At 45.4% G+C, this 21,661-nt stretch carries 20 protein-coding genes; 4 read left to right on the forward strand and 16 right to left on the reverse strand.

Features of this window, described 5'->3' with window-relative positions; all coding sequences use genetic code 11:
- Window positions 1-10 precede the first annotated feature (10 nt).
- Window positions 11-1,015, reverse strand: coding sequence for an N-acetyl-gamma-glutamyl-phosphate reductase (gene argC / locus ONE56_RS12060; protein ID WP_041154721.1), 1,005 nt, complete (start codon window positions 1,013-1,015; stop codon window positions 11-13).
- Between the two features lie 145 nt (window positions 1,016-1,160).
- On the opposite strand from argC, the gene argE reads away from it, so the two are divergent.
- The 3 genes from argE to ONE56_RS12075 all read left to right on the forward strand — a co-directional run bounded on the left by argE (window position 1,161) and on the right by ONE56_RS12075 (window position 6,193).
- Complete coding sequence (gene argE, locus ONE56_RS12065; protein WP_041154722.1) at window positions 1,161-2,297, forward strand: acetylornithine deacetylase; 1,137 nt, start codon at window positions 1,161-1,163, stop codon at window positions 2,295-2,297.
- Window positions 2,298-2,603: 306 nt separating this feature from the next.
- On the forward strand, window positions 2,604-5,237 hold the full coding sequence (gene ppc / locus ONE56_RS12070) for a phosphoenolpyruvate carboxylase (RefSeq protein WP_423839930.1): 2,634 nt from the start codon (window positions 2,604-2,606) through the stop codon (window positions 5,235-5,237).
- Between the two features lie 416 nt (window positions 5,238-5,653).
- Window positions 5,654-6,193 (forward strand): PadR family transcriptional regulator, encoded by a 540-nt coding sequence (locus ONE56_RS12075; RefSeq protein ID WP_041154724.1) that lies wholly within the window; start codon window positions 5,654-5,656, stop codon window positions 6,191-6,193.
- Window positions 6,194-6,264: 71 nt separating this feature from the next.
- On the opposite strand, the gene metF is transcribed toward ONE56_RS12075, so the two are convergent.
- From metF to ONE56_RS12090, 3 genes are all read right to left on the reverse strand, one after another.
- Window positions 6,265-7,161, reverse strand: a complete 897-nt coding sequence (gene metF / locus ONE56_RS12080; protein ID WP_041154725.1) for a methylenetetrahydrofolate reductase — start codon at window positions 7,159-7,161, stop codon at window positions 6,265-6,267.
- Between the two features lie 239 nt (window positions 7,162-7,400).
- A complete protein-coding gene (locus tag ONE56_RS12085) occupies window positions 7,401-9,809 on the reverse strand; it encodes a bifunctional aspartate kinase/homoserine dehydrogenase II (protein ID WP_423839931.1) in 2,409 nt (802 codons plus the stop codon).
- A 12-nt stretch (window positions 9,810-9,821) separates the two neighbouring features.
- Window positions 9,822-10,985 (reverse strand): O-succinylhomoserine (thiol)-lyase, encoded by a 1,164-nt coding sequence (locus ONE56_RS12090; RefSeq protein ID WP_041154727.1) that lies wholly within the window; start codon window positions 10,983-10,985, stop codon window positions 9,822-9,824.
- A 225-nt stretch (window positions 10,986-11,210) separates the two neighbouring features.
- On the opposite strand from ONE56_RS12090, the gene metJ reads away from it, so the two are divergent.
- Window positions 11,211-11,528, forward strand: coding sequence for a met regulon transcriptional regulator MetJ (metJ, locus tag ONE56_RS12095; protein WP_041154728.1), 318 nt, complete (start codon window positions 11,211-11,213; stop codon window positions 11,526-11,528).
- 119 nt (window positions 11,529-11,647) lie between these two features.
- Here the strand turns inward: metJ and ONE56_RS12100 are convergent, their stop codons facing one another.
- From ONE56_RS12100 to fkpA, 12 genes are all read right to left on the reverse strand, one after another.
- On the reverse strand, window positions 11,648-12,925 hold the full coding sequence (locus ONE56_RS12100) for a malic enzyme-like NAD(P)-binding protein (protein WP_423839932.1): 1,278 nt from the start codon (window positions 12,923-12,925) through the stop codon (window positions 11,648-11,650).
- A gap of 190 nt (window positions 12,926-13,115) precedes the next feature.
- Window positions 13,116-13,592: a bacterioferritin gene (gene bfr / locus ONE56_RS12105; protein WP_423839933.1), complete on the reverse strand. Its 477-nt coding sequence runs from the start codon at window positions 13,590-13,592 to the stop codon at window positions 13,116-13,118.
- 97 nt (window positions 13,593-13,689) lie between these two features.
- On the reverse strand, window positions 13,690-13,875 hold the full coding sequence (locus ONE56_RS12110) for a (2Fe-2S)-binding protein (protein WP_041154731.1): 186 nt from the start codon (window positions 13,873-13,875) through the stop codon (window positions 13,690-13,692).
- A 336-nt stretch (window positions 13,876-14,211) separates the two neighbouring features.
- A complete protein-coding gene (gene tuf / locus ONE56_RS12115; protein WP_423839934.1) occupies window positions 14,212-15,396 on the reverse strand; it encodes an elongation factor Tu in 1,185 nt (394 codons plus the stop codon).
- Between the two features lie 153 nt (window positions 15,397-15,549).
- A complete protein-coding gene (gene fusA, locus ONE56_RS12120; RefSeq protein ID WP_041155024.1) occupies window positions 15,550-17,649 on the reverse strand; it encodes an elongation factor G in 2,100 nt (699 codons plus the stop codon).
- Between the two features lie 75 nt (window positions 17,650-17,724).
- Window positions 17,725-18,195, reverse strand: coding sequence for a 30S ribosomal protein S7 (rpsG, locus tag ONE56_RS12125; RefSeq protein ID WP_005382796.1), 471 nt, complete (start codon window positions 18,193-18,195; stop codon window positions 17,725-17,727).
- A gap of 117 nt (window positions 18,196-18,312) precedes the next feature.
- A complete protein-coding gene (gene rpsL, locus ONE56_RS12130) occupies window positions 18,313-18,687 on the reverse strand; it encodes a 30S ribosomal protein S12 (RefSeq protein WP_004399892.1) in 375 nt (124 codons plus the stop codon).
- Window positions 18,688-18,866: 179 nt separating this feature from the next.
- Complete coding sequence (gene tusB, locus ONE56_RS12135; RefSeq protein ID WP_423839935.1) at window positions 18,867-19,142, reverse strand: sulfurtransferase complex subunit TusB; 276 nt, start codon at window positions 19,140-19,142, stop codon at window positions 18,867-18,869.
- Between the two features lie 7 nt (window positions 19,143-19,149).
- On the reverse strand, window positions 19,150-19,506 hold the full coding sequence (tusC, locus tag ONE56_RS12140; protein ID WP_423839936.1) for a sulfurtransferase complex subunit TusC: 357 nt from the start codon (window positions 19,504-19,506) through the stop codon (window positions 19,150-19,152).
- Window positions 19,503-19,898, reverse strand: a complete 396-nt coding sequence (gene tusD, locus ONE56_RS12145; protein WP_423839937.1) for a sulfurtransferase complex subunit TusD — start codon at window positions 19,896-19,898, stop codon at window positions 19,503-19,505. Before tusD ends, tusC begins: the two co-directional genes overlap by 4 nt.
- A 2-nt stretch (window positions 19,899-19,900) precedes the next feature.
- Window positions 19,901-20,617, reverse strand: coding sequence for a helix-turn-helix transcriptional regulator (locus ONE56_RS12150; protein ID WP_041155020.1), 717 nt, complete (start codon window positions 20,615-20,617; stop codon window positions 19,901-19,903).
- Between the two features lie 146 nt (window positions 20,618-20,763).
- The gene (fkpA, locus tag ONE56_RS12155; protein ID WP_041155019.1) at window positions 20,764-21,552 is read right to left on the reverse strand and encodes an FKBP-type peptidyl-prolyl cis-trans isomerase; all 789 of its coding nucleotides are present in this window, start codon (window positions 21,550-21,552) and stop codon (window positions 20,764-20,766) included.
- Between the last annotated feature and the right edge of the window lie 109 nt (window positions 21,553-21,661).

Genomic DNA, 21,661 nt, shown 5'->3' on the forward strand with positions numbered 1-21,661 from the left:
CTATCAACGACTACAGCAACGCTGTCAGTTCTGGGTAACCGTAATGAATATTTAAACATTGCATCGCTTGACTCGATGCCCCTTTAAGTAAGTTATCAATGGCTGAAATCACGATGATGTGCTCGCCCTGAACCTTCCAGCCGATATCGCAGAAAGGCGTATTCTCAACATCTTGAATGCGTGGGATACCTGCGCCTTTTAAGCGCACCGCAGGCTTATCTTGGTATGCTTGTTCAAACGCTTGATAGACTTGCTCTTCCGTCGCACCCGGCGCCAACTTCATCGTGATCGTCGCAAGAATGCCACGTTTGAAGTTGCCTAGATGCGGCGTAAAAATCACATCACAACCTAAGTGTTGTGCAATTTCTGGCTGGTGACGGTGAGTAAATACACCATAAGGCTGCAAACTCACTTCACAAAAGCTGTTGGTCATAGACGCTTTTCTGCCCGCGCCCGACACACCGCTGGTGGCGTTAATCACTGGCCACTGATTGTTATCCACTAACCCGGCTTCTAATAAAGGCTTGATTGCCAGTTGGGATGCGGTTGGGTAGCACCCTGCAACAGCAACGAGTGGGGTTGTTTTAATCGCTTCTGCATTCCACTCAGCTAAGCCATATACAGCTTTATCCAGCCATTGACTAAACTGGTGCTTGAAGCCATAAAATGTGTCATAGAATCCTTCACTTTGAACGCGGAATGCACCCGATAGGTCGAATACCTGACAACCAGCCTCTAGAAAAATAGGCGCAAGATCATGGCTAACTTCATGTGCGGTCGCCAAAAATACGACGTCTGATTCCTGAGCTACTTTCTTAGGGTCAGTTAACGGGCTGACTGGCATGTCAATGATGCTAGCGAGCTTACCGTGTAGCTGAGCGATATCTTTTCCAGCATCGACACTGTTGGCGGAAACGTATAAACCTGCTAGCGTAAGGTTTGGGTGTTTGTTAACCATTAACGCTAACTCTGCTCCGGTGTAACCGCTGGCTCCGATAATCGTGGTTTTTAGCATGCTATGACATCCATCTTTTTTAGTGCTCAAAATGACTATTAATATTTAATTTACGCTTTATTTTGATTTTTTATTCATTAAATATGAGTTAATATGTGTTTTACAGTTTTGTGCTCGGTCTGTCAACAGGAGATTTGAAGATTCCATGCAATTACCAACGTTTCTAGAAGTCTATGAAGGGCTCATTAGCACTTCATCCATCAGCTCTACTGATCCAAGCTGGGATCAAGGCAACGCAAAAGTTATCGAGAAATTGGCGTCTTGGTTTAAAGATCTGGGTTTCACTGTTGACGTAATAGAAGTTGAACCCGGAAAGCACAATATGATCGCCCGAATGGGAGAAGGAGAAGGTGGCCTATTATTGTCAGGTCATAGTGATACAGTACCTTTCGACCAAGGGCGATGGAACTTTGATCCGCATAAACTAACCGAGAAGGACAATCGCTTTTACGGTCTGGGTACTGCTGATATGAAAGGGTTCTTTGCCTTTATATATGAAGCCGTAAAAAAAGTGGATTGGAGCAAACAAACCAAGCCGCTTTATGTACTTGCAACCTGCGATGAAGAAACCACAATGTTGGGTGCTAAGCACTTCACCGAAAATACGCCATTCAAACCGGATTACTGCATCATTGGCGAACCCACCAGCTTGGTGCCCATTCGCGGACATAAGGGCCACGTGGCGAATGCCATTCGAGTCACGGGCAAATCCGGGCACTCTTCGGATCCAGCACTTGGCGTCAACGCCATTGAAATCATGTATGAAGTCATGTTCGCGATGATGAAACTGCGCGACAAGTTGGTAAAAGATTATCACCATCCAGGATTTGCTATTCCAAATCCAACGATGAACTTGGGCCATATTCATGGTGGTGACAGTGCTAACCGAATTTGTGGGTGTTGCGAATTGCACTATGACGTACGTCCGTTGCCAGGCATTAGCTTAGATGGATTAGAGAACATGTTGCGCGCTGCGCTAAAAGAAGTAGAAGCCAAATGGCCAGGTCGTATTGAAGTGGTTCCGTTGCATGATTCCGTTCCGGGTTATGAGTGCCAACATGATCATCCATTCATTGGTGACGTAGAAACGATCTGTCAAACCCCTTCAAATACCGTGAACTACTGTACAGAGGCGCCATTTTTACAACAACTGTGTCCAACCTTAGTTCTTGGTCCAGGCTCAATTGACCAAGCCCATCAACCCGACGAATTCCTTGCTTTTGATTTTATTGACCCGACCATAGATATTTTATCGAAAGCAATGGTCAAATACTGTTGTTAGCGGCAAGGTTGCTGTTGTGAGCCTCAGGTGATGACCAGTAACGACAATATTAGTGCAGCTCCGATGAGCTGCACTGGTGTAAATGACAACATCTGTTTACTCATGCTTAACACCACTTTAACTCGCTATTTTGTAATAAATTTTCACTTCTGACACCAATTACGTCGAATTTTTGTTCTAAGTCAGTTGATAGTTGGAATAATGACAAAGTTAGTGTTCTTTATTTGACTATAACTAGTGCTTTTCGCTAGATTGGTATCTTAACAAGGAAAATGGATGTAGTTTTTTTACGAGGCAGGACGACAAATGAACGAGAAATACGCCGCACTGAAAAGCAATGTGCGCATGTTAGGCCACTTACTGGGTAATACCATCCGTGATGCCCACGGCGAAGAAATCTTCGAGAAAGTGGAAACAATTCGTAAACTATCCAAATCAGCCCAGGCAGGGAATCAAGCAGACAAAGACAGCTTGATAGAAGAAATAAAACATTTACCTGATGAGCAATTAACGCCAGTCACCCGCGCGTTTAACCAATTTCTAAACTTGACTAATATCGCAGAGCAATACCATACCATTTCACGCCACTGTGAAGAGCACATCTGTGAACCGGATGCAATCAGCTCGTTGTTCTCTAAATTAGTACAAAACGATGTCAGCAAGTTAGACACCGCACAAGCGGTACGCGATCTCAATATCGAATTGGTACTGACTGCTCATCCAACAGAAATCACTCGACGCACAATGATCAATAAACTGGTCAAAATCAACGAGTGTTTGTCAAAACTTGAACTAAGCGACTTGTCCTCTAAAGAGCGCAAGAAAACAGAACGTCGCTTAGAACAACTTATCGCACAGAGCTGGCATTCCGATGTCATTCGTCAGCAACGACCAACCCCGCTTGATGAAGCAAAATGGGGATTTGCAGTTGTAGAAAACTCGCTATGGGAAGCCGTACCTGAATTTCTGCGTGAAATGAACGATCGCCTGGAATCATACCTCGGTGAAGGTTTACCCATTGACGCTCGCCCAGTCCACTTCTCTTCGTGGATGGGTGGTGACCGCGATGGTAACCCGTTTGTCACTCATTCAATTACACGTGAAGTATTACTACTATCTCGCTGGAAAGCAGCCGACCTATATCTGAATGATATCAACGATCTTATCAGCGAATTGTCGATGACCGTGTGTAACGATGACGTTCGTGCGCTTGCCGGTGAAGACCAACATGAACCATATCGCGCGATTCTAAAACAGCTGCGTACCCTTCTGACCGATACCAAAGATATTCTAGATGCTAAGATCAACGGTCAAAAACTGGCAGTAAAAGCACCTCTGCAAAAAGCAGAACAATTGTGGGATCCACTCTTAGCCTGTTACCAATCGTTGCATGAGTGCGGTATGGGCGTGATTGCTGATGGTTCATTATTAGATACACTGCGCCGAGTAAAAGCATTCGGTGTGCACCTTGTTCGCCTAGACATCCGTCAAGAAAGTACCCGCCATGCCGACGTACTGTCCGAGTTAACTCGATACCTTGGCATTGGTGACTACGAGCAATGGAGTGAACAAGACAAAATTGCATTTTTAACTAACGAATTGGCCTCAAAGCGCCCGTTATTACCACGAGACTGGGAGCCTTCAGAACCCGTTCAAGAAGTACTCGATACCTGTAAGATCATTGCCGCGCAATCTCGTGATGCATTTGGCGCTTACGTTATTTCGATGGCACGTACGGCATCCGATGTCCTTGCGGTACACTTGCTACTGCAAGAAGCCGGGTGTCCATATCGCATGGATGTATGTCCACTGTTTGAAACCCTAGAAGATTTAAATAACGCTGAATCCGTCATCAAGCAGTTGATGGATATCGACTTGTATCGTGGTTTCATCCAAAACCATCAAATGGTCATGATTGGCTACTCTGATTCAGCCAAAGATGCTGGCGTTATGTCTGCAGGCTGGGCTCAATACCATGCAATGGAATCGTTAGTTAAGGTTGCGGAAGCAGAAGGCGTCGAATTAACGCTATTCCACGGCCGTGGGGGAACGGTAGGCCGCGGGGGAGCACCGGCACATGCTGCGCTACTGTCTCAGCCACCGCAAAGCCTAAAAGGTGGATTACGCGTAACTGAGCAAGGCGAAATGATTCGCTTTAAACTCGGGCTGCCAGAGGTTGCCGTAAACAGCTTTAACTTGTACGCCAGTGCAATCCTTGAAGCAAACCTCCTACCGCCACCGGAACCTAAGCAAGAATGGCGCGATCTAATGGAAGTGCTTTCTGAAGTAAGCTGTGAAGCATACCGCAATGTAGTACGCGGTGAGCCGGATTTTGTCCCTTACTTCCGCCAAGCGACACCAGAACTCGAGCTAGGCAAACTGCCACTAGGCTCTCGTCCTGCGAAACGTAACCCTAAAGGTGGGGTAGAAAGCTTACGAGCGATTCCTTGGATTTTCTCATGGAGCCAAAACCGATTGGTATTACCCGCTTGGTTAGGTGCCGGTGAAGCAATCCAGTTTTCTATCGACAAAGGTCACCAAGCGCTACTCGAAGAGATGTGTCGTGAATGGCCATTCTTCTCTACTCGCCTTGGCATGTTAGAGATGGTTTACTCGAAATGTAATATAGATATCGCTCGTTACTACGACTTGCGTCTTGTGGACGAATCCCTTCGTCCGCTTGGTGAAAGACTGCGTGCTCAACTACAGCAAGATATCAAAGCCGTTCTAAACGTAGAAAACAATGAGAACCTTATGCAGCACGACCCGTGGGGCATGGAGTCGATTCGCCTACGTAATATCTACGTAGAGCCATTGAATATGCTGCAAGCGGAGTTATTGTACCGTACTCGTCAAACGGAAGAGGCTTCAGCAACACTAGAAGAAGCACTGATGGTAACCATTGCTGGTATCGCGGCAGGTATGCGTAATACAGGTTAATACGTATTACCGAAGTGATACTTTGAACACAAGGCCGAGCAACTGCTCGGCTTTTTTATCCATCACAAAAAGACAAACCAACTAGAATAAAACAAAAAGCAACAAAAAATCAGCATAAACCACTACAACCAAACACTAATGAGTATTATGTTAGTTTTTTAGCGGAATTTGTTCCCACTATTCCACTTCATGCTTATTATTTATATACTACTCGCTTGTTGAGAGCGCATTAAACCAATCATATTTGCTCCAACATTGATGGGACTCTCCCATCTCTAGGTGATAAACGGCTTTAAGGTGACAGGACCAACATTGTTGGTGCTACTTGTACAACTAAAAAACGCAAGTGCCAGCAAGAGCACAGCTGAAAGTATAAGTAGCTTGTTTACAAGTTTATTGACCATTGGATTAAAGACATGTCATTACCACACGTAATCTTAACTGTTCTTAGCACTCGCGACGCAACTGGTTACGATATCACTAAAGAATTCTCAGCCAGCATCGGTTACTTCTGGAAAGCTAGCCACCAGCAAGTTTATCGTGAACTCAATAAAATGGCTGAGAAGGAACTGGTTACTTGCGTATTAGAACCGCAAGAAGGCAAACCAGATCGTAAGGTGTACTCCATCACTGACGCTGGCCGTAGCGCGCTAGGAGAATGGTTTGACCAACCAACTGCACACCCAACCGTTCGTGATGAATTCTCGGCGAAGTTGATGGCCTGCTCTGTTCAGCCTGCAGCACCGTTCCGTGAGCAACTGGCTGAGCTTGTAGAAGAGTCTCGCAAATTGGTTTCTCACTACAAAGAAATTGAAGCAGCCTACTACGCTACGCCTTCAACACTGGATAAACAAGCACGTCTGGAACGCCTAACACTGCGCCGTAACCTACTGTTGCGTGAAACGTGGATTACCTGGGCAGAAGAAGTGCTGACTGAACTTGAAGTCATCGGTTAATTATTGACGACTTTCAATATAACGAAAAAAGCTTGCCGAATGGCAAGCTTTTTTATTCGCTCTTATTAGGATTACACAGCAGATTGAGGACGCACACCCAGTGTGTGACATAACGCATAGGTCATTTCAGCACGGTTCAATGTGTAAAAATGGAAGTCTTTTACCCCTTCGCGACTTAACACTCGTACCATATCAATCGCTTGACTTGCACCGACAAGCTGACGCGTAACCGGATCATCATCTAAGCCTTCAAACTGACGACTCATCCAGCCAGGAACTTTGACATGGTTTTGCGCAGCAAATCGAGACGCTTGTTTAAAGTTCGACACTGGGAGTATTCCCGGAACAATTTCGACATCAATGCCCGCTGCAACACAACGGTCACGAAAACGCAGGTAAGACTCTACATCAAAGAAAAACTGGGTAATCGCACGGTTTGCACCAGCATCAACTTTACGTTTCAGGTTGAGCAAATCAGCTTGTGCACTTTTCGCTTCTGGGTGAACTTCAGGAAATGCGGCAACAGAGATATCGAAATCATGGCGGGACTTCAGCAACTCAACCAGATCTGAGGCATACATCTCAGGCGCACCGCCACCTGGTGGAATGTCACCACGAAGTGCAACGATGTTTTCGATGCCATTGTTCCAGTAATCATCAGCAATATTAATCAACTCTTCACGCGAAGCGTCAATGCACGTTAAATGTGGCGCGGCGACCAAACCTGTTTTAGTTTTGATCTCTTTAATAATGGAGTGAGTTCTGTCTCGCTCACCAGAGTTTGCACCATAAGTGACGGAAACAAACTTAGGCTGTAGGGTTTTAAGACGCTGTACTGAGTTCCACAGAGTTTCTTCCATCTTTTCACTGCTAGGCGGAAAAAACTCGAATGAAACATTAATGTTATCTGACAACTCAGCAATATTCTGGTTTAGAGCGTCAATATGACCTGCGTGCGTGTAACCCATCTTACTCTCCATGTGGCACTGCGCCACCAAATCAAATTTCAAAATCGACGTTTAGACGTCTATATGTCCACAGAATGTATTGAATACGATTTAATGTCAACCTTGTAAATATGAATATTTTTCATACTGACGATGAGGATAACTCAAGTTCAAACTTAAACCATCATCGGTATTAACAATGACACAACCACATAAAAAAACCTCAGAACATGTCCGAGGTTTTAGCTAGTACAAAAAAGTTATAACAACCCTGCAAGTCGATTTAAATCCGATTGAATCGCCCCTGCTGTCACTTCCCGCCCTGCACCAGGACCACGAATAACCAGCGGGTTATCTTTATACCATTTACTCTCAATGGCGAAGATATTGTCACACGGCAACAAGTTAGCAAGCGCATGCTCACGTGGTAATGCTTCTATCCCGACGGTCGCTTTGCCACCTTTTTGCAGACGAGCTACATAGCGGAGTACCTGATCGTTCTTTTGTGCTTTGGTTAAACGCTCTTGCAGCGTTTCACTCAATAACACACCATTGTCGAAGAACTCATCCACCCCCAGTGTTCGCAGCTCCTCTGGCACAAGCGACTCGACCTTGACACTCTCAGGTTCAATGGACAGTCCTGACTCTCGAGCCAAGATCACCAATTTACGCATCACATCAGAACCATCTAGATCAGAGCGAGGATCTGGCTCCGTTAAGCCTTGTTGCCATGCTAAATCGACCAATTCGTTAAATGGTACTGAACCATCAAATTGTTGGAACAACCAAGAAAGCGTGCCAGAGAAAATACCTGACAACGCCACAATTTCATCACCACTTTCACGCAGATCACGTACTGTATGGTTAATAGGTAACCCTGCGCCGACGGTTGCGTTGTATAACCAATGACGGCCGATTTTAGCAAACGCATCCTGTACCTGATGGTAGTAATGACTGTCGGCAGACCCCGCGACTTTATTTGCAGAAATCAAATGGATGCCCTGCTGAGCAATCTCGACGTAGCTATTCGCCAGTTCTTTACTCGCAGTGACATCAAGAACTACCGCTTCATCGTAATTCTGTAAACCACCCAGACGAGTCAGCCAAGCACCATCATTGGTAATCCCCTCTTCGTCGAATCGTTCCGAGACAGTCGCAGCATCGATGCCTTGGTCATCAAACCAATAAGTCTGACTATCAATCACAGCGACCAACTCAAAGCTCAATCCATAACGTCTTTCAAGCTCGCCCTTTTGTGTCGCAAACAAACTTAACCAGCTCGAACCAATATTGCCCTTACCACACAGTGCGACGGCAACTCGCTTTTGGGCTTGGAATAACTGACTATGGATAGAGTGAACTAACGGTTCGGTATCTGCACGGCGCAATACCGCAACCAGACTAAGACCCGATTCGGTCTCAGATATAAACTCTATCGGTGCATGCTTCAATTTCTGATAAAAACCAAAACAGTGATTAGCATTCTTCGTCACACCAGCGCCAACCGCAGCGACTAAGGAGTAACCTTCCTTCAACTTAATTTCAGCTTCAATGGCCAATTCTTGTAGGTACTTTAACGCACCACCGGCGATTTCTGCGGTGTACGCTAGGCGTAATGTGTGTTGATCTGATTGCGCTTCAAAAGCCAAAGGTTCTAATTGAGCACGCTGCAAAGCACTAAGCACATGACTTTGCGTCTTTTCAAAATCGTGGCCTTGAACAAACGACAGCTGCACCAACAGCACTTCATCCAAAGAGGTAATGATCTTGGCCCCGCGTCCAGAGGCTAACACTCGCTCAATACGTGTCGAGCCAGATTCTGGTTGATAACTACACTTCAGGTTCAGATCCATGGTGCTCTGAGCCACGGGTTGAAGGGTTCGACTGTGCAAAACAGGAGCGGCCAAGCGAGCAAGCTCACTTGCTTCATCTAATCGTAGCAATGGTAACAAGCACGCATCTGCGACCAATCGAGGATCAGCACTATATACCCCTGCCACGTCACTCCATATAGTGACGGTCGTCACTTCCGCTAAAGCACCAATGACGGTCGCCGAGTAATCGGACCCATTACGACCAAGCAGAACCGTTTCGCCTGCATCATTTTGCGCCATAAAGCCGGTGATAATAACTCGTTTTTGACTATGCTGAGCCAAGGCCTCTTTGAGCAATGGGTAAGAGCTGGCACGATCCACTTCAGGTTGCGTACCCGTTTCGGCACGTAAGAATGCGCGCGCATCTTGCGCGACTGCTGGCAATTGATGCTGAGACAATAACGCGGCCAATAAGCGAGAAGACCACACCTCTCCGTGCCCCAACACCGCAGCTTGCTCTGCAGCAGTCAATGGCGCAGTTAACTCTGCCAAAGTACTGAATTCATCTTGAAGTAATGCCAATAACTGAGTTTGGACCTCACCCTCAAGTAGTGACTCAATTAATCCGGTTTGGAACTGTCTGAGGGCTTGAAGCGCTTCATGCGCTATACGACCATCTTTGTTTAAACCGTCTAAGAACTCGATCAATCGATTGGTGGTTTTTCCTGCTGCTGAGACCACAACCAGATCGTTTTCTGCTGAATATTCTCTAAGAATCCCGACTACACGCAGATAGCATTCCGGATCGGCAAGGCTGCTACCGCCAAACTTGTGTAGCTGACGTTGTACGGTCATGAATGTCGTCTCCTAAGGTTGTAACGCTTTATTGAAGGCTTGTTCTAAATCGTTAATCAGATCTTGCGCGTCTTCAAGTCCGACAGAGAGTCGCAGTAGTTGCTGAGATACACCGGCTTCTTCCAGAGCGGCTTCACCCATTGCACGGTGTGTCATTGACGCAGGATGACAAATTAAACTCTCAACACCACCAAGTGACTCAGCAAGAGAGAATAATTGTAGCTCTTTAACAAAAACTTTGAGTTGCTCAAACGAACCGCCAAACTCAAAGCTCAACATAGAGCCGAAACCTGATTGCTGCTTCTTGGCAATTTCATGGCCCGGGTGATCCGGCAAGCTTGGGTGATAAATTTTTGCCACTAATGCCTGTTTTTGCAAGTAATCAAGGATTTGCTGAGAGCTCTCTTCGTGCACTCGCATACGAGCGCCCAGTGTACGTAATCCTCTAAGGGTCATATAACTATCGAATGGTGTCCCCGTAGCACCAATACAGTTCCCCCACCACGCTAATTCCTCTGCATGCTCTTGCGTTTTAGTAATGATCACCCCACCAATCACATCCGAGTGGCCGTTGATGTATTTTGTTGTAGAGTGGATGACAAAGTCGGCGCCGAGCTCTAACGGCTTCTGGTACACAGGAGTCAAAAACGTATTATCAACCGCGACTAAGGCTCCAACTTGTTTGGCTTTTTCGCAGACTAAAGCAATATCAACCACGCGAACCAATGGGTTCGATGGTGTTTCTAACAAAATAAGCTTAGGTTTTTGCTGCAGTGCAGCATCAAGTGCTTGTTCGTCCGTTTGATCGACAAACAACACGTTGAAATCGCCTTTGTTAGCACGAGTATTAAACAACCGGTAAGTGCCGCCATAGCAATCATTCGGCGCAACAATAAGATCATCAGGGCCAACAAAGGCTGAAACCCATAAATTCAAAGCAGATGTACCACAATTGGTGATCACTGCTCCTTTACCCGACTCTAATTCAGACAGAGCCGTTTCCAGCAAACCACGGTTCGGGTTCCCAGAGCGGGTGTAATCATACTTTGGTACTTCACCAAATGCGGGGAAGCCGTAATTCGTCGAGAGGTAGATTGGTGGAACAACAGCACGATATTGGCTGTCAGATTCGATACCAGTGCGTACAGCAATGGTCGACGGCTTTCGGGTGCTCATGGAGATATCCTTTCACAGGTGATGACTTATGCATAGGAATGCGCTATATCTAACTAATCGAATATAACCAAATGATACGCTTTCCTTACTATCCTCTCACTTTACTCGTCAAAAAATAGGACGTCAACACTTCTAGACGTCTATATGTCTTTGCTTATGGCAGTAAATGCAGCTAAAATCAGCTCCTCTATTATTTTTAATCGATTATTAAAACGAAGGTACGCAATGGCTGACTGGAATGGCGAATACATTAGCCCTTATGCTGAGCATGGAAAGAAAAGCGAGCAAGTAAAAAAAATTACTGTGTCTATCCCGCTAAAAGTGTTAAAAGTGCTAACTGATGAGCGCACCCGCCGTCAGATCAATAACTTACGCCATGCGACGAATAGCGAATTGCTCTGCGAAGCATTCCTCCATGCGTATACAGGTCAGCCACTTCCAACCGATGAAGACCTTCGTAAAGATCGCCCAGACGATATCCCAGCAGAAGTAAAAGCGCTAATGACAGAAATGGGGATAGAATTTGAGTCATTTGACGACTGAGTAATTTGAGAGCCAACTGAATCCAAACATGATGATTTCGTTGATAGTGCTGAAAGAATGACATAAAAAATGGGACACCGCGGTGTCCCATTTTTTGTACATCAATTTATCAAGGATAGTTACTCTGCCATGTAATTTTCTGGCATTTCAATACGAGCTACCCCAGAATCCACCGCGGCTTGAGCAACAGCTTTAGCCACACGCGGCAACAGTCGAGCATCCATTGGTTTAGGAATGATGTAATCTGAGCCAAATACCAGTTTGTCGACCCCCGCGGCTTTGAGCACTGAGTCTGGTACTGGCTCTTTGGCTAATTGACGAATCGCTTCGACCGCCGCTAACTTCATTTCATCATTGATTTCACTTGCACGGACGTCCAAAGCACCACGGAAAATAAACGGGAAGCACAGTACATTGTTGACTTGGTTAGGGTAATCACTACGTCCAGTACCCATAATCAAGTCACCACGCACTTCATGAGCAAGCTCCGGCTTAATTTCAGGATCTGGGTTTGAACAAGCAAAGACAATCGGCTTATCCGCCATCAACTTAAGGGCATCCGCTGGTAACAAGTTAGGTCCAGATACGCCTAAGAACAAATCTGCACCTTCGATAACATCTTCTAACGTACGCTTATCCGTGTTGTTGGCAAATAGCTGTTTATATTCATTTAAGTCATCACGTCGCGTGTGAATGACGCCTTTACGGTCGAGCATGTAGATTTTTTCACGCATCGCGCCACATTTAATCAACAGCTCCATACAAGCGACTGCCGCTGCCCCAGCTCCCAAGCAAACGATCACGGAATCTTCTAATTTCTTTCCTTGTAACTCGATCGCATTCAGCATACCTGCTGCAGTAACAATGGCCGTGCCATGTTGATCATCATGAAATACAGGCACGTCACAACGCTCTATAAGGCGCTTTTCAATCTCAAAACAGTCCGGTGCTTTAATGTCTTCTAGATTGATACCACCAAAAGTATCCGCGATACTCGCAACGGTATTCACAAATTCGTCCGTCGTACGGTGTTTCACTTCGATATCAATCGAATCTAAACCCGCAAAACGTTTAAACAATAAAGCTTTACCTTCCATCACTGGCTTGGAAGCCAGTGGGCCAAGATTGCCCAGTCCAAGAATTGCTGTACCATTAGAAATCACGGCAACCATATTACCTTTCGCAGTGTACTTATAGACATTCTCAGGGTTTTGTGCGATTTCTCGTACTGGCTCTGCGACTCCAGGACTATAAGCCAACGCAAGATCACCGGCTGTCTCGGCGGGTTTAGTCAGCTCGACAGCAATTTTCCCTGGGGTCGGGTATGCATGGTAATCCAGCGCGTCTTGGCGTTGTTGTTCTTCTGATGTTAATGCGGGGCTATTGTCTTCGGACATGGAGGGTTCTCTTTTTTCTTTTTAGGGTAAGGGGGAAATGAATTCTATAAGATAGCGATAAATCTTCAAAGATAAGATTGTAGGTAAAATTAATAAACTTTTGACACTCAAATCAGAAACACCCAACGAGTTACGTCAAGTATTTCTGAAACCTTTCGTATGTATTTCAATCTAGCCCAAAGACTCGAGGTTATTCTTCGTCAACGTATTGTGCTTGTAGATAGTTTTCGATCCCCGTCATTTGAATTAAGCCCAATTGAGTTTCAAGCCAATCGACATGTTCTTCTTCGTCTGCAAGAATCGTTTGAAATAAATCACGTGATACATAATCCCGAATATCTTCAGAGTAAGCGATGGCATCTTTGAGATCCGGAATCGCCGCCATCTCTAACTTCAAATCACACTCCAACATCTCTTTGGTGTCTTCTCCAATCATCAGCTTGCCGAGATCTTGCAGGTTAGGTAACCCCTCTAAAAAAAGAATGCGTTCGATGAGGTGATCAGCGTGTTTCATTTCATCTATCGACTCATGATACTCCTTGTCCGCAAGGTGCTTTAAACCCCAATCTTTATACATACGGGCATGAAGAAAATACTGGTTTATCGCGACGAGCTCGTTACCGAGCACTTTGTTAAGATGTTGAATAATGATTGGATCGCCTTTCATGGGCAACTGCCTCCTCTTTTGGACTTCATATAAATGTAGAAGCAAATGAGAAGGTGTCAAAAGGCGCAGCCGTGATAGTACCTTATTGTTACGTTACTCAGCTGGCTTGTTTTAGTTCGATGCTGTGTTCAGCTAAAATTTCTTTGGCTTGTTTAATGCACTTACCACACTGACTACCCAGCGCAGTACATCGCTTTATTCCTCGAATATCCGTGATGCCTTCATCTATCGCTAGCTTCTTAATCTTCTTGTCAGAAACACCATGACAAAGACATACAAACATAACCCAAACCCCATAAGATTGAACGTTGACACACAATATAAACAGGAATAGTTCTCGTTACCAGTCGTATTGCAAGATCAAGTAAGAACATTTAGTTATATTAATTTTTAATCGACAGAGAATGATCAATCACTTAGAAATAAGAGAGTCAATGAGGTGAGGAAAAGGCTATTAATAGATTGTTTTATAAAACAAACATTTCACGCTCTTTATTTTTGCTTATAACAAAATAAAACCGTTAAACAGAAGATACAAAAAAGGGAAGCCTAAGCTTCCCTTTCTAATGTGTGCTTTCTTCATAAAGAAGAGTGCAGACTTCGTTTAATTCGCTATGAATTAGTCGAAGATCTTAGCAACAACACCAGCACCTACTGTACGGCCACCTTCACGGATCGCGAAACGTAGACCTTCGTCCATTGCGATTGGTGCGATTAGCTCAACAGTCATCTGTACGTTGTCACCAGGCATTACCATTTCTACACCGTCTGGTAGCTGGATGTCACCAGTTACGTCAGTTGTACGGAAGTAGAATTGTGGACGGTAGCCTTTGAAGAATGGAGTGTGACGACCACCTTCATCTTTAGACAGTACGTATACTTCTGATTCGAACTTAGTGTGTGGAGTGATTGAACCAGGCTTCGCTAGTACTTGACCACGTTCAACTTCATCACGCTTAGTACCACGTAGAAGTGCACCAACGTTCTCACCCGCACGACCTTCGTCTAGAAGCTTACGGAACATCTCAACACCAGTACATGTAGTCGTTGTAGTATCTTTGATACCTACGATTGCTACTTCATCACCTACTGATAGGATACCACGCTCGATACGGCCAGTTACTACTGTACCACGACCTTGGATTGAGAATACGTCTTCGATTGGCATCAGGAATGGTTGATCAACTGCACGCTCTGGCTCTGGGATGTAAGTATCTAGAGCTTCAGCTAGTTCAACAATTTTCGCTTCCCACTGCTCTTCGCCGTTTAGTGCGCCTAGTGCAGAACCTTGGATAACTGGTAGGTCATCACCTGGGAAGTCGTATTCAGAAAGAAGTTCACGAACTTCCATTTCTACTAGTTCTAGTAGTTCTTCATCATCAACCATGTCACATTTGTTCATGAATACGATGATGTATGGGATACCAACCTGACGGCCTAGTAGGATGTGCTCACGAGTTTGTGGCATTGGGCCATCTGTCGCAGCAACAACTAGGATACCACCGTCCATCTGTGCAGCACCAGTGATCATGTTCTTAACGTAGTCCGCGTGTCCTGGACAGTCAACGTGTGCGTAGTGACGAGATGGAGTATCGTACTCAACGTGAGAAGTTGCGATTGTGATACCGCGCTCACGCTCTTCTGGAGCGTTATCGATAGAAGCAAAGTCTTTTGCAACACCGCCGTACACTTTAGCTAGAGTAGTACAGATTGCAGCAGTTAGAGTTGTTTTACCGTGGTCAACGTGGCCGATAGTACCAACGTTAACGTGCGGTTTCGTACGTTCAAATTTTTCTTTAGACACGATCGTGTTCCTTCCTAGTTATGATTCGCCGTGATCATTATTGATCGACGACGCGCCAGAAATTGTTATTTTATGCGCCAACGCCCGTTAGCGCAATATTTGGACGGTATGATCTCGCAAAAAGTCGTAAACTTTTTGCAATTCAATCGTCAATTAGTAACCACGCTCTGCAATAATTTTATCTGCGAAGTTTTTCGGCACTTCAGCGTACTCGTGAAACTCCATAGAGTAAGACGCACGGCCTTGAGTTGCAGAACGTAAGTCAGTTGCGTAACCAAACATCTCAGATAGTGGCACTTGAGCACGGATGATCTTCAGACCAGCCACACCTTCGTCCATACCTTCAATGATACCGCGACGACGGTTTAGGTCACCAACAACGTCACCCATCCAATCTTCCGGAGTGGTTACTTCGACATTCATCATTGGCTCTAGAATCACAGGTTGAGCTTCTAGTGCACCTTTCTTGAACGCCATTGAGCCAGCGATCTTAAACGCCATCTCACTTGAGTCTACATCGTGGTAAGAACCATCAAACAATGTTGCTTTGATATCCAATACAGGATAACCCGCTAGAACACCACTATTCATTTGTTCTTCGATACCTTTCGATACCGAGTTGATGTATTCCTTAGGAACAACACCACCCACGATTTCGTCGACGAATACGAAACCTTCACCAGGCTCTGAAGGCTCAAGCTTGATCCACACATGACCGTATTGACCACGACCACCTGATTGACGAACAAACTTACCTTCTACTTCCGCTTTGCCACGAATGGTTTCACGGTAAGCAACCTGAGGTTTACCAACGTTACAATCAACGCTGAATTCACGCTTCATACGATCGACGATGATATCTAGATGAAGTTCACCCATACCAGAGATCAGAGTTTGACCCGTTTCGTCGTCGGTTTCCACGCGGAAAGATGGATCTTCCGCTGCCAGTTTACCTAGCGCGATACCCATTTTTTCTTGGTCTGCCTTAGAACGAGGCTCTACAGCAATCTGAATAACCGGTTGTGGGAACTCCATGCGTTCCAGAATCACTTTGTGGTTCTGGTCACACAAGGTATCACCTGTGGTTACGTCTTTCAGACCGATGGCTGCAGCGATATCACCAGCACGAACTTCTTTAACTTCTTCACGCTTATTCGCATGCATCTGCACGATACGACCAAAACGCTCTTTCTTCTCTTTGACAGAGTTGTAAACCCCATCACCTGAGTTTACTACACCAGAGTAAACTCGCATGAAAGTTAGCGTGCCCACGAATGGGTCAGTCGCGATCTTAAACGCTAGCGCTGAGAAAGGTTCATTGTCGTCGGCATGACGTTCAACTTGATTGTCTCTTTCATCGACACCTTTAATAGCAGGAACGTCGATAGGCGATGGCAAGAATTCGATCACAGCATCGAGTACCGCTTGAACACCTTTATTCTTAAACGCACTACCACAAGTGGCTAGAACGATTTCGTTGTTTAGTGTGCGAGTACGAAGTGCTTGCTTGATCTCAGCTTCAGTCAGCTCACCTTCTTCAAGGTATTTGTCCATCAGCTCTTCGCTAGCTTCTGCGGCAGACTCAACCATATGGTTGCGCCACTCTTCAGCAAGCTCGATCATGTCAGCTGGAATGTCTTCGTAAGTAAACGAAGTACCTTGATCGGCTTCATTCCAGTTGATCATTTTCATCTTGATAAGGTCGATGACACCTTTGAAGTCCTCTTCGGCACCAACGTTAAGCTGGATTGGAACAGGGTTCGCACCAAGACGATTTTTAATTTGGTCCACAACGCGTAGGAAGTCTGCACCCGCACGGTCCATCTTGTTCACGAATACCATACGTGGAACGTGGTATTTGTCAGCTTGACGCCATACTGTTTCAGACTGAGGTTCAACACCAGATGAGCCACAGAACACAACCACAGCACCATCAAGTACACGAAGAGAACGCTCTACTTCGATAGTAAAGTCAACGTGTCCAGGGGTATCAATGATGTTTACGCGATGCTCTGGGAATTGTGCTTCCATACCACGCCAGAAAGTAGTAGTCGCAGCGGATGTGATAGTGATACCACGTTCCTGCTCCTGCTCCATCCAGTCCATGGTTGCAGCACCATCGTGAACTTCGCCGATTTTGTGAGAAAGGCCAGTGTAGAACAGAATACGCTCAGTTGTGGTTGTTTTTCCTGCATCTACGTGAGCACAGATACCGATATTGCGGTAGCGCTCAATAGGAGTTTTACGAGCCACGATTGTATCCTCTTACTAAGGTGTACCTTAGAGTATAGAAAAGTGCTGCGAGAGGACCTCGCAGCACAGAAGGTATTACCAGCGGTAATGTGCGAACGCTTTGTTCGCGTCTGCCATACGGTGAACGTCTTCACGTTTCTTAACAGCAGTACCTTTGTTCTCAGACGCGTCTAGCATTTCAGCAGCTAGGCGTTGAGCCATAGATTTTTCACCACGCTTGCGCGCAGCTTCAACCAACCAACGCATAGCAAGTGCGTTACGGCGAACCGGACGTACTTCTACAGGTACTTGGTAAGTTGAACCACCAACACGGCGAGATTTAACCTCTACCGCAGGGCGTACGTTTTCAAGAGCTTCTTCAAAAATAGCTAAGTGGTCTTTACCAGACTTTTCAGCCATAGCATCTAGTGCAGTGTAAACAATTTTCTCTGCAGTAGATTTTTTACCGTCAACCATTAGGATGTTAACGAATTTTGCCAGCAATTCAGATTTGAATTTCGGATCTGGAAGGATCTTACGCTGACCAATGACGCGACGACGTGGCATGGATTTTCTCCGTTGTCTTCTTCAGGTTTTATCCAAAACTTTTCAGTTTTTTCAAAAAAATAAAATTGAAAATAAGTGTTTGGCCTTACTTAACGCTTTCTTTTTAAAAGAGAGCAATTAAGACTTAGGACGCTTCACACCGTACTTAGAACGACCTTGTTTACGGTCGTTTACGCCAGCACAGTCAAGTGCGCCGCGAACTGTGTGGTAACGCACACCTGGAAGGTCTTTAACACGACCGCCACGGATTAGAACAACTGAGTGCTCTTGAAGGTTGTGGCCTTCACCGCCGATGTACGAAGTCACTTCGAAACCGTTTGTCAGACGTACACGACAAACTTTACGAAGTGCTGAGTTAGGTTTTTTAGGTGTTGTAGTGTAAACACGAGTACATACACCACGTTTTTGTGGGCACGCTTCTAGTGCAGGCACGTTGCTTTTAACAACTTGCTTTGCACGTGGCTTACGTACCAACTGGTTAATAGTTGCCATTAACTAGCTCCTGAATTTACTTGAAAGTAAGCTTTGTGAAAAATCTAGCCCTAACTGCCATTGGCAATTAGGGACGCAAAATTCTATGCAGCAGTGGGAGGTGTGTCAAGAAATATACGAATCTTTTTTGTTCAATGCTATGAACCCAGCTGTAAAGTATGCTCGACAAGAAAGACGATTCAGTCCCAAGTTAGCGATTTGTCTTGATTTGCGGTTAGCTCAACAAAGCCAGAATAGTTTACGATTTGGATTGAGGGGCTGATACGATTGACCATGCCACGCGCCTGAATGTCACTCTCCAACACAAAGGTTGAGGCTTTTTTTAGGTAATGAAATGCTGGGTGCTGAGGGTTTGCACTGTATATCGCATCTTCGATCAGGAGAATATCATCCTGTTCGCTGTACATCGCCATCGCATCCTGTATGGCTGGCACGGATTTTATGATATGTAACATGACTTCCTCAGAATGACAGTAATTTGCCAGCTTGCTGCAGCTTGTCTTTGACTTGCTCGGTATTTAGTGTCTGAGCATCAATCACGAGGTCCGCTTGAGCTAACCCTCGCTGTGCAAGTGACTCGGCACAGACAAACACCTGCTCGATATCATAGAGATCGAACAACTTCAGCATAGGTGCGTAATCCTTACTTAAAATACCACTCGGGTCTTGTCCCAGTAAAAGCTGATACACACCATCACCCGCGAAGATCACACTGATGTTTTCACAGTATGCAGAAGCCGCCAATAGAGCGTCTACGCCTTCACGCCCAGCGGTACGACCATGAGGTGCACTACGAAATAGATACGTTAACTGACTCAAAATTGGACCACTCTATCTTGGGTGAGCATCGCTTCTGCTAAGCTGCCTAATCCCGCTTGCTCAAAACCCACCGCTAAGTTGTTTTGCGTTAAGCCGTGTTGGGTTGCCTCGCCTTCACTGATGATACCACGACGCAAAGCGGCAGCCACACAGGTTTCAAGCCGTACATGATGCTCTTTAGCTAACGCTTGCCACGCGCTACTTAGATCAAATTCATCATTAGCAGGTACGCTCAGTGCCGTGCCGTTAGTGACCCCGTCTTGATAGAAAAAGACACTGACCAGTGTGTGGCCCTTCTCAATCACCGCTTGGGCAAATTGATAGGCACTGCGAGCCGATTGGCTACCGTAAACCGGACCATTGACGACCAGAGTGTAGGTTAATCCACTCACGCCTATTCATCCTCAGTTTTGCGCTGACGAATATACAAATACACCGTATGCTTGGAAATGTTCAGGCGGTCAGCAACACGGTTAATCGCGTCTTTGATGTCGAAGATACCTTTATCGTACAGTTCCATCACGATTTGACGGTTCTTGGTATTGTTGGATACCGATTTATCTGCGTTAATCTCTTCAATAGTACGCTCAACGGTTTGGTCGACGAGCTCTTCAACATCACTGGCAAAGTTCACTGATGAAGCTGCTTCCTCCGCTTCCTGTGTTGGCATGAACGAATGCAAAACTTGAGAAAATGGCGCGTCGAGATTGACGTTAATACACAGCAAACCAATCACACGGTTTTCACCGTTACGGATCGCGACTGTAATCGACTTCATCAATACGCCGCCTTTAGCGCGGGTAAAGTAAGAGCGTGAGAAGTTACGCTCTGAGCCTTCAATGTCTTTCAACATCTTAAGTGCCAAATCCGTAATAGGAGAACCGACTTGACGCCCGGTATTTTCGCCGTTGGCGATTTTAATTGCAGACGTATTTAAGTCTTCTAGAGAATGAAGAACAATCTCGCAGAATGGGCCAATTAAGCTGGCAATACCGTCGACGACCGCTTCATAAGATCTCAAGATGATTTTATCGTGCTCAGTAAACGGCATCACGTTAACGGATTCCATTTCGAGCAACATCTCTGCGTTTATTGTTTCTGTAGTTGTCATAAGCCTTCGAGCGAAAAATCAACAAATTGATGTAAGTTTATCAGAAAATTTGAAAAGCAGCCTAGCAAACTCACCAACTAGTGACCTAGAACAAAAAAGGCCCGCTAAGCGGACCTTTTTCAATAGCTTAGCTCGAAAAGTTCGAATTACTCAGCCTTGTCACCGTCATTCTCAATTTTTAGCAACTCAACCTCAAAAACAAGCGTTGAGTTTGCTGGAATGCTTGGTGTATCTTGCTCACCGTAAGCGAGCTCTGGCGGGATAACAAATTTGAATTTAGAGCCCACAGGCATGAGCTGAACGCCTTCTGTCCAACCTGGGATAACACGGTTTAATGGGAAGGTAGCTGGCTCACCACGATCGTATGAACTGTCAAATTGAGTGCCATCGATCAATGTACCTTTGTAGTGTACTTGTACCGTATCGGTATCTTTCGGCATCTCACCTTCAGCAGGTGTTAGCACTTGGTATAGTAGACCAGACTCAGTCTTCTTCACACCATCTTGCTTTTCAAACTCTGCACGGAATTCATCACCTGCTTTCTTAGAAGCGGCTGCTTTCTCTGCGGCTTGCTTTTCCATCTTCTCTGCGACACGCTTGTCTAAAGATTCTAGTGCAGCACGAGTATCTTCTTCGTTAAGCTCGGCACTGCCGTTAAAGACATCTTCGATTCCTTTAAGAACTAGGTCTTTGTTTAGGTCGATACCAATCTCACTTGGCTTTTCGATGCTAGTGCTTAGGTAGTTAGCAAACGAAACACCGATTGCGTAAGCCGCCTTATCATCGTCGGTTTTAAAGTGAACGGCTTTGCCGGTTTCAGCCTGAACTTGCTCCGCTTGAGGTGCTGCTGTTTCTTCTTTTGTTTCTTCTTTCTGACAACCTACCGCTAGCATAACTGTGGCAGCAAGTAGCGACACTTTTAAAACTGATTTCATTCATTTCTCCCAATAATGGCTTTGCCATTGTTTTTTACACAAATCTTCTTAAGACTAGTGAAGATAATCGTTCTACCAATATACTAGCTATATGTCTTAAGACACAAAC

The sequence above is a fragment of the Vibrio mytili genome, from assembly GCF_049563345.1.
GTDB lineage: Bacteria > Pseudomonadota > Gammaproteobacteria > Enterobacterales > Vibrionaceae > Vibrio > Vibrio mytili.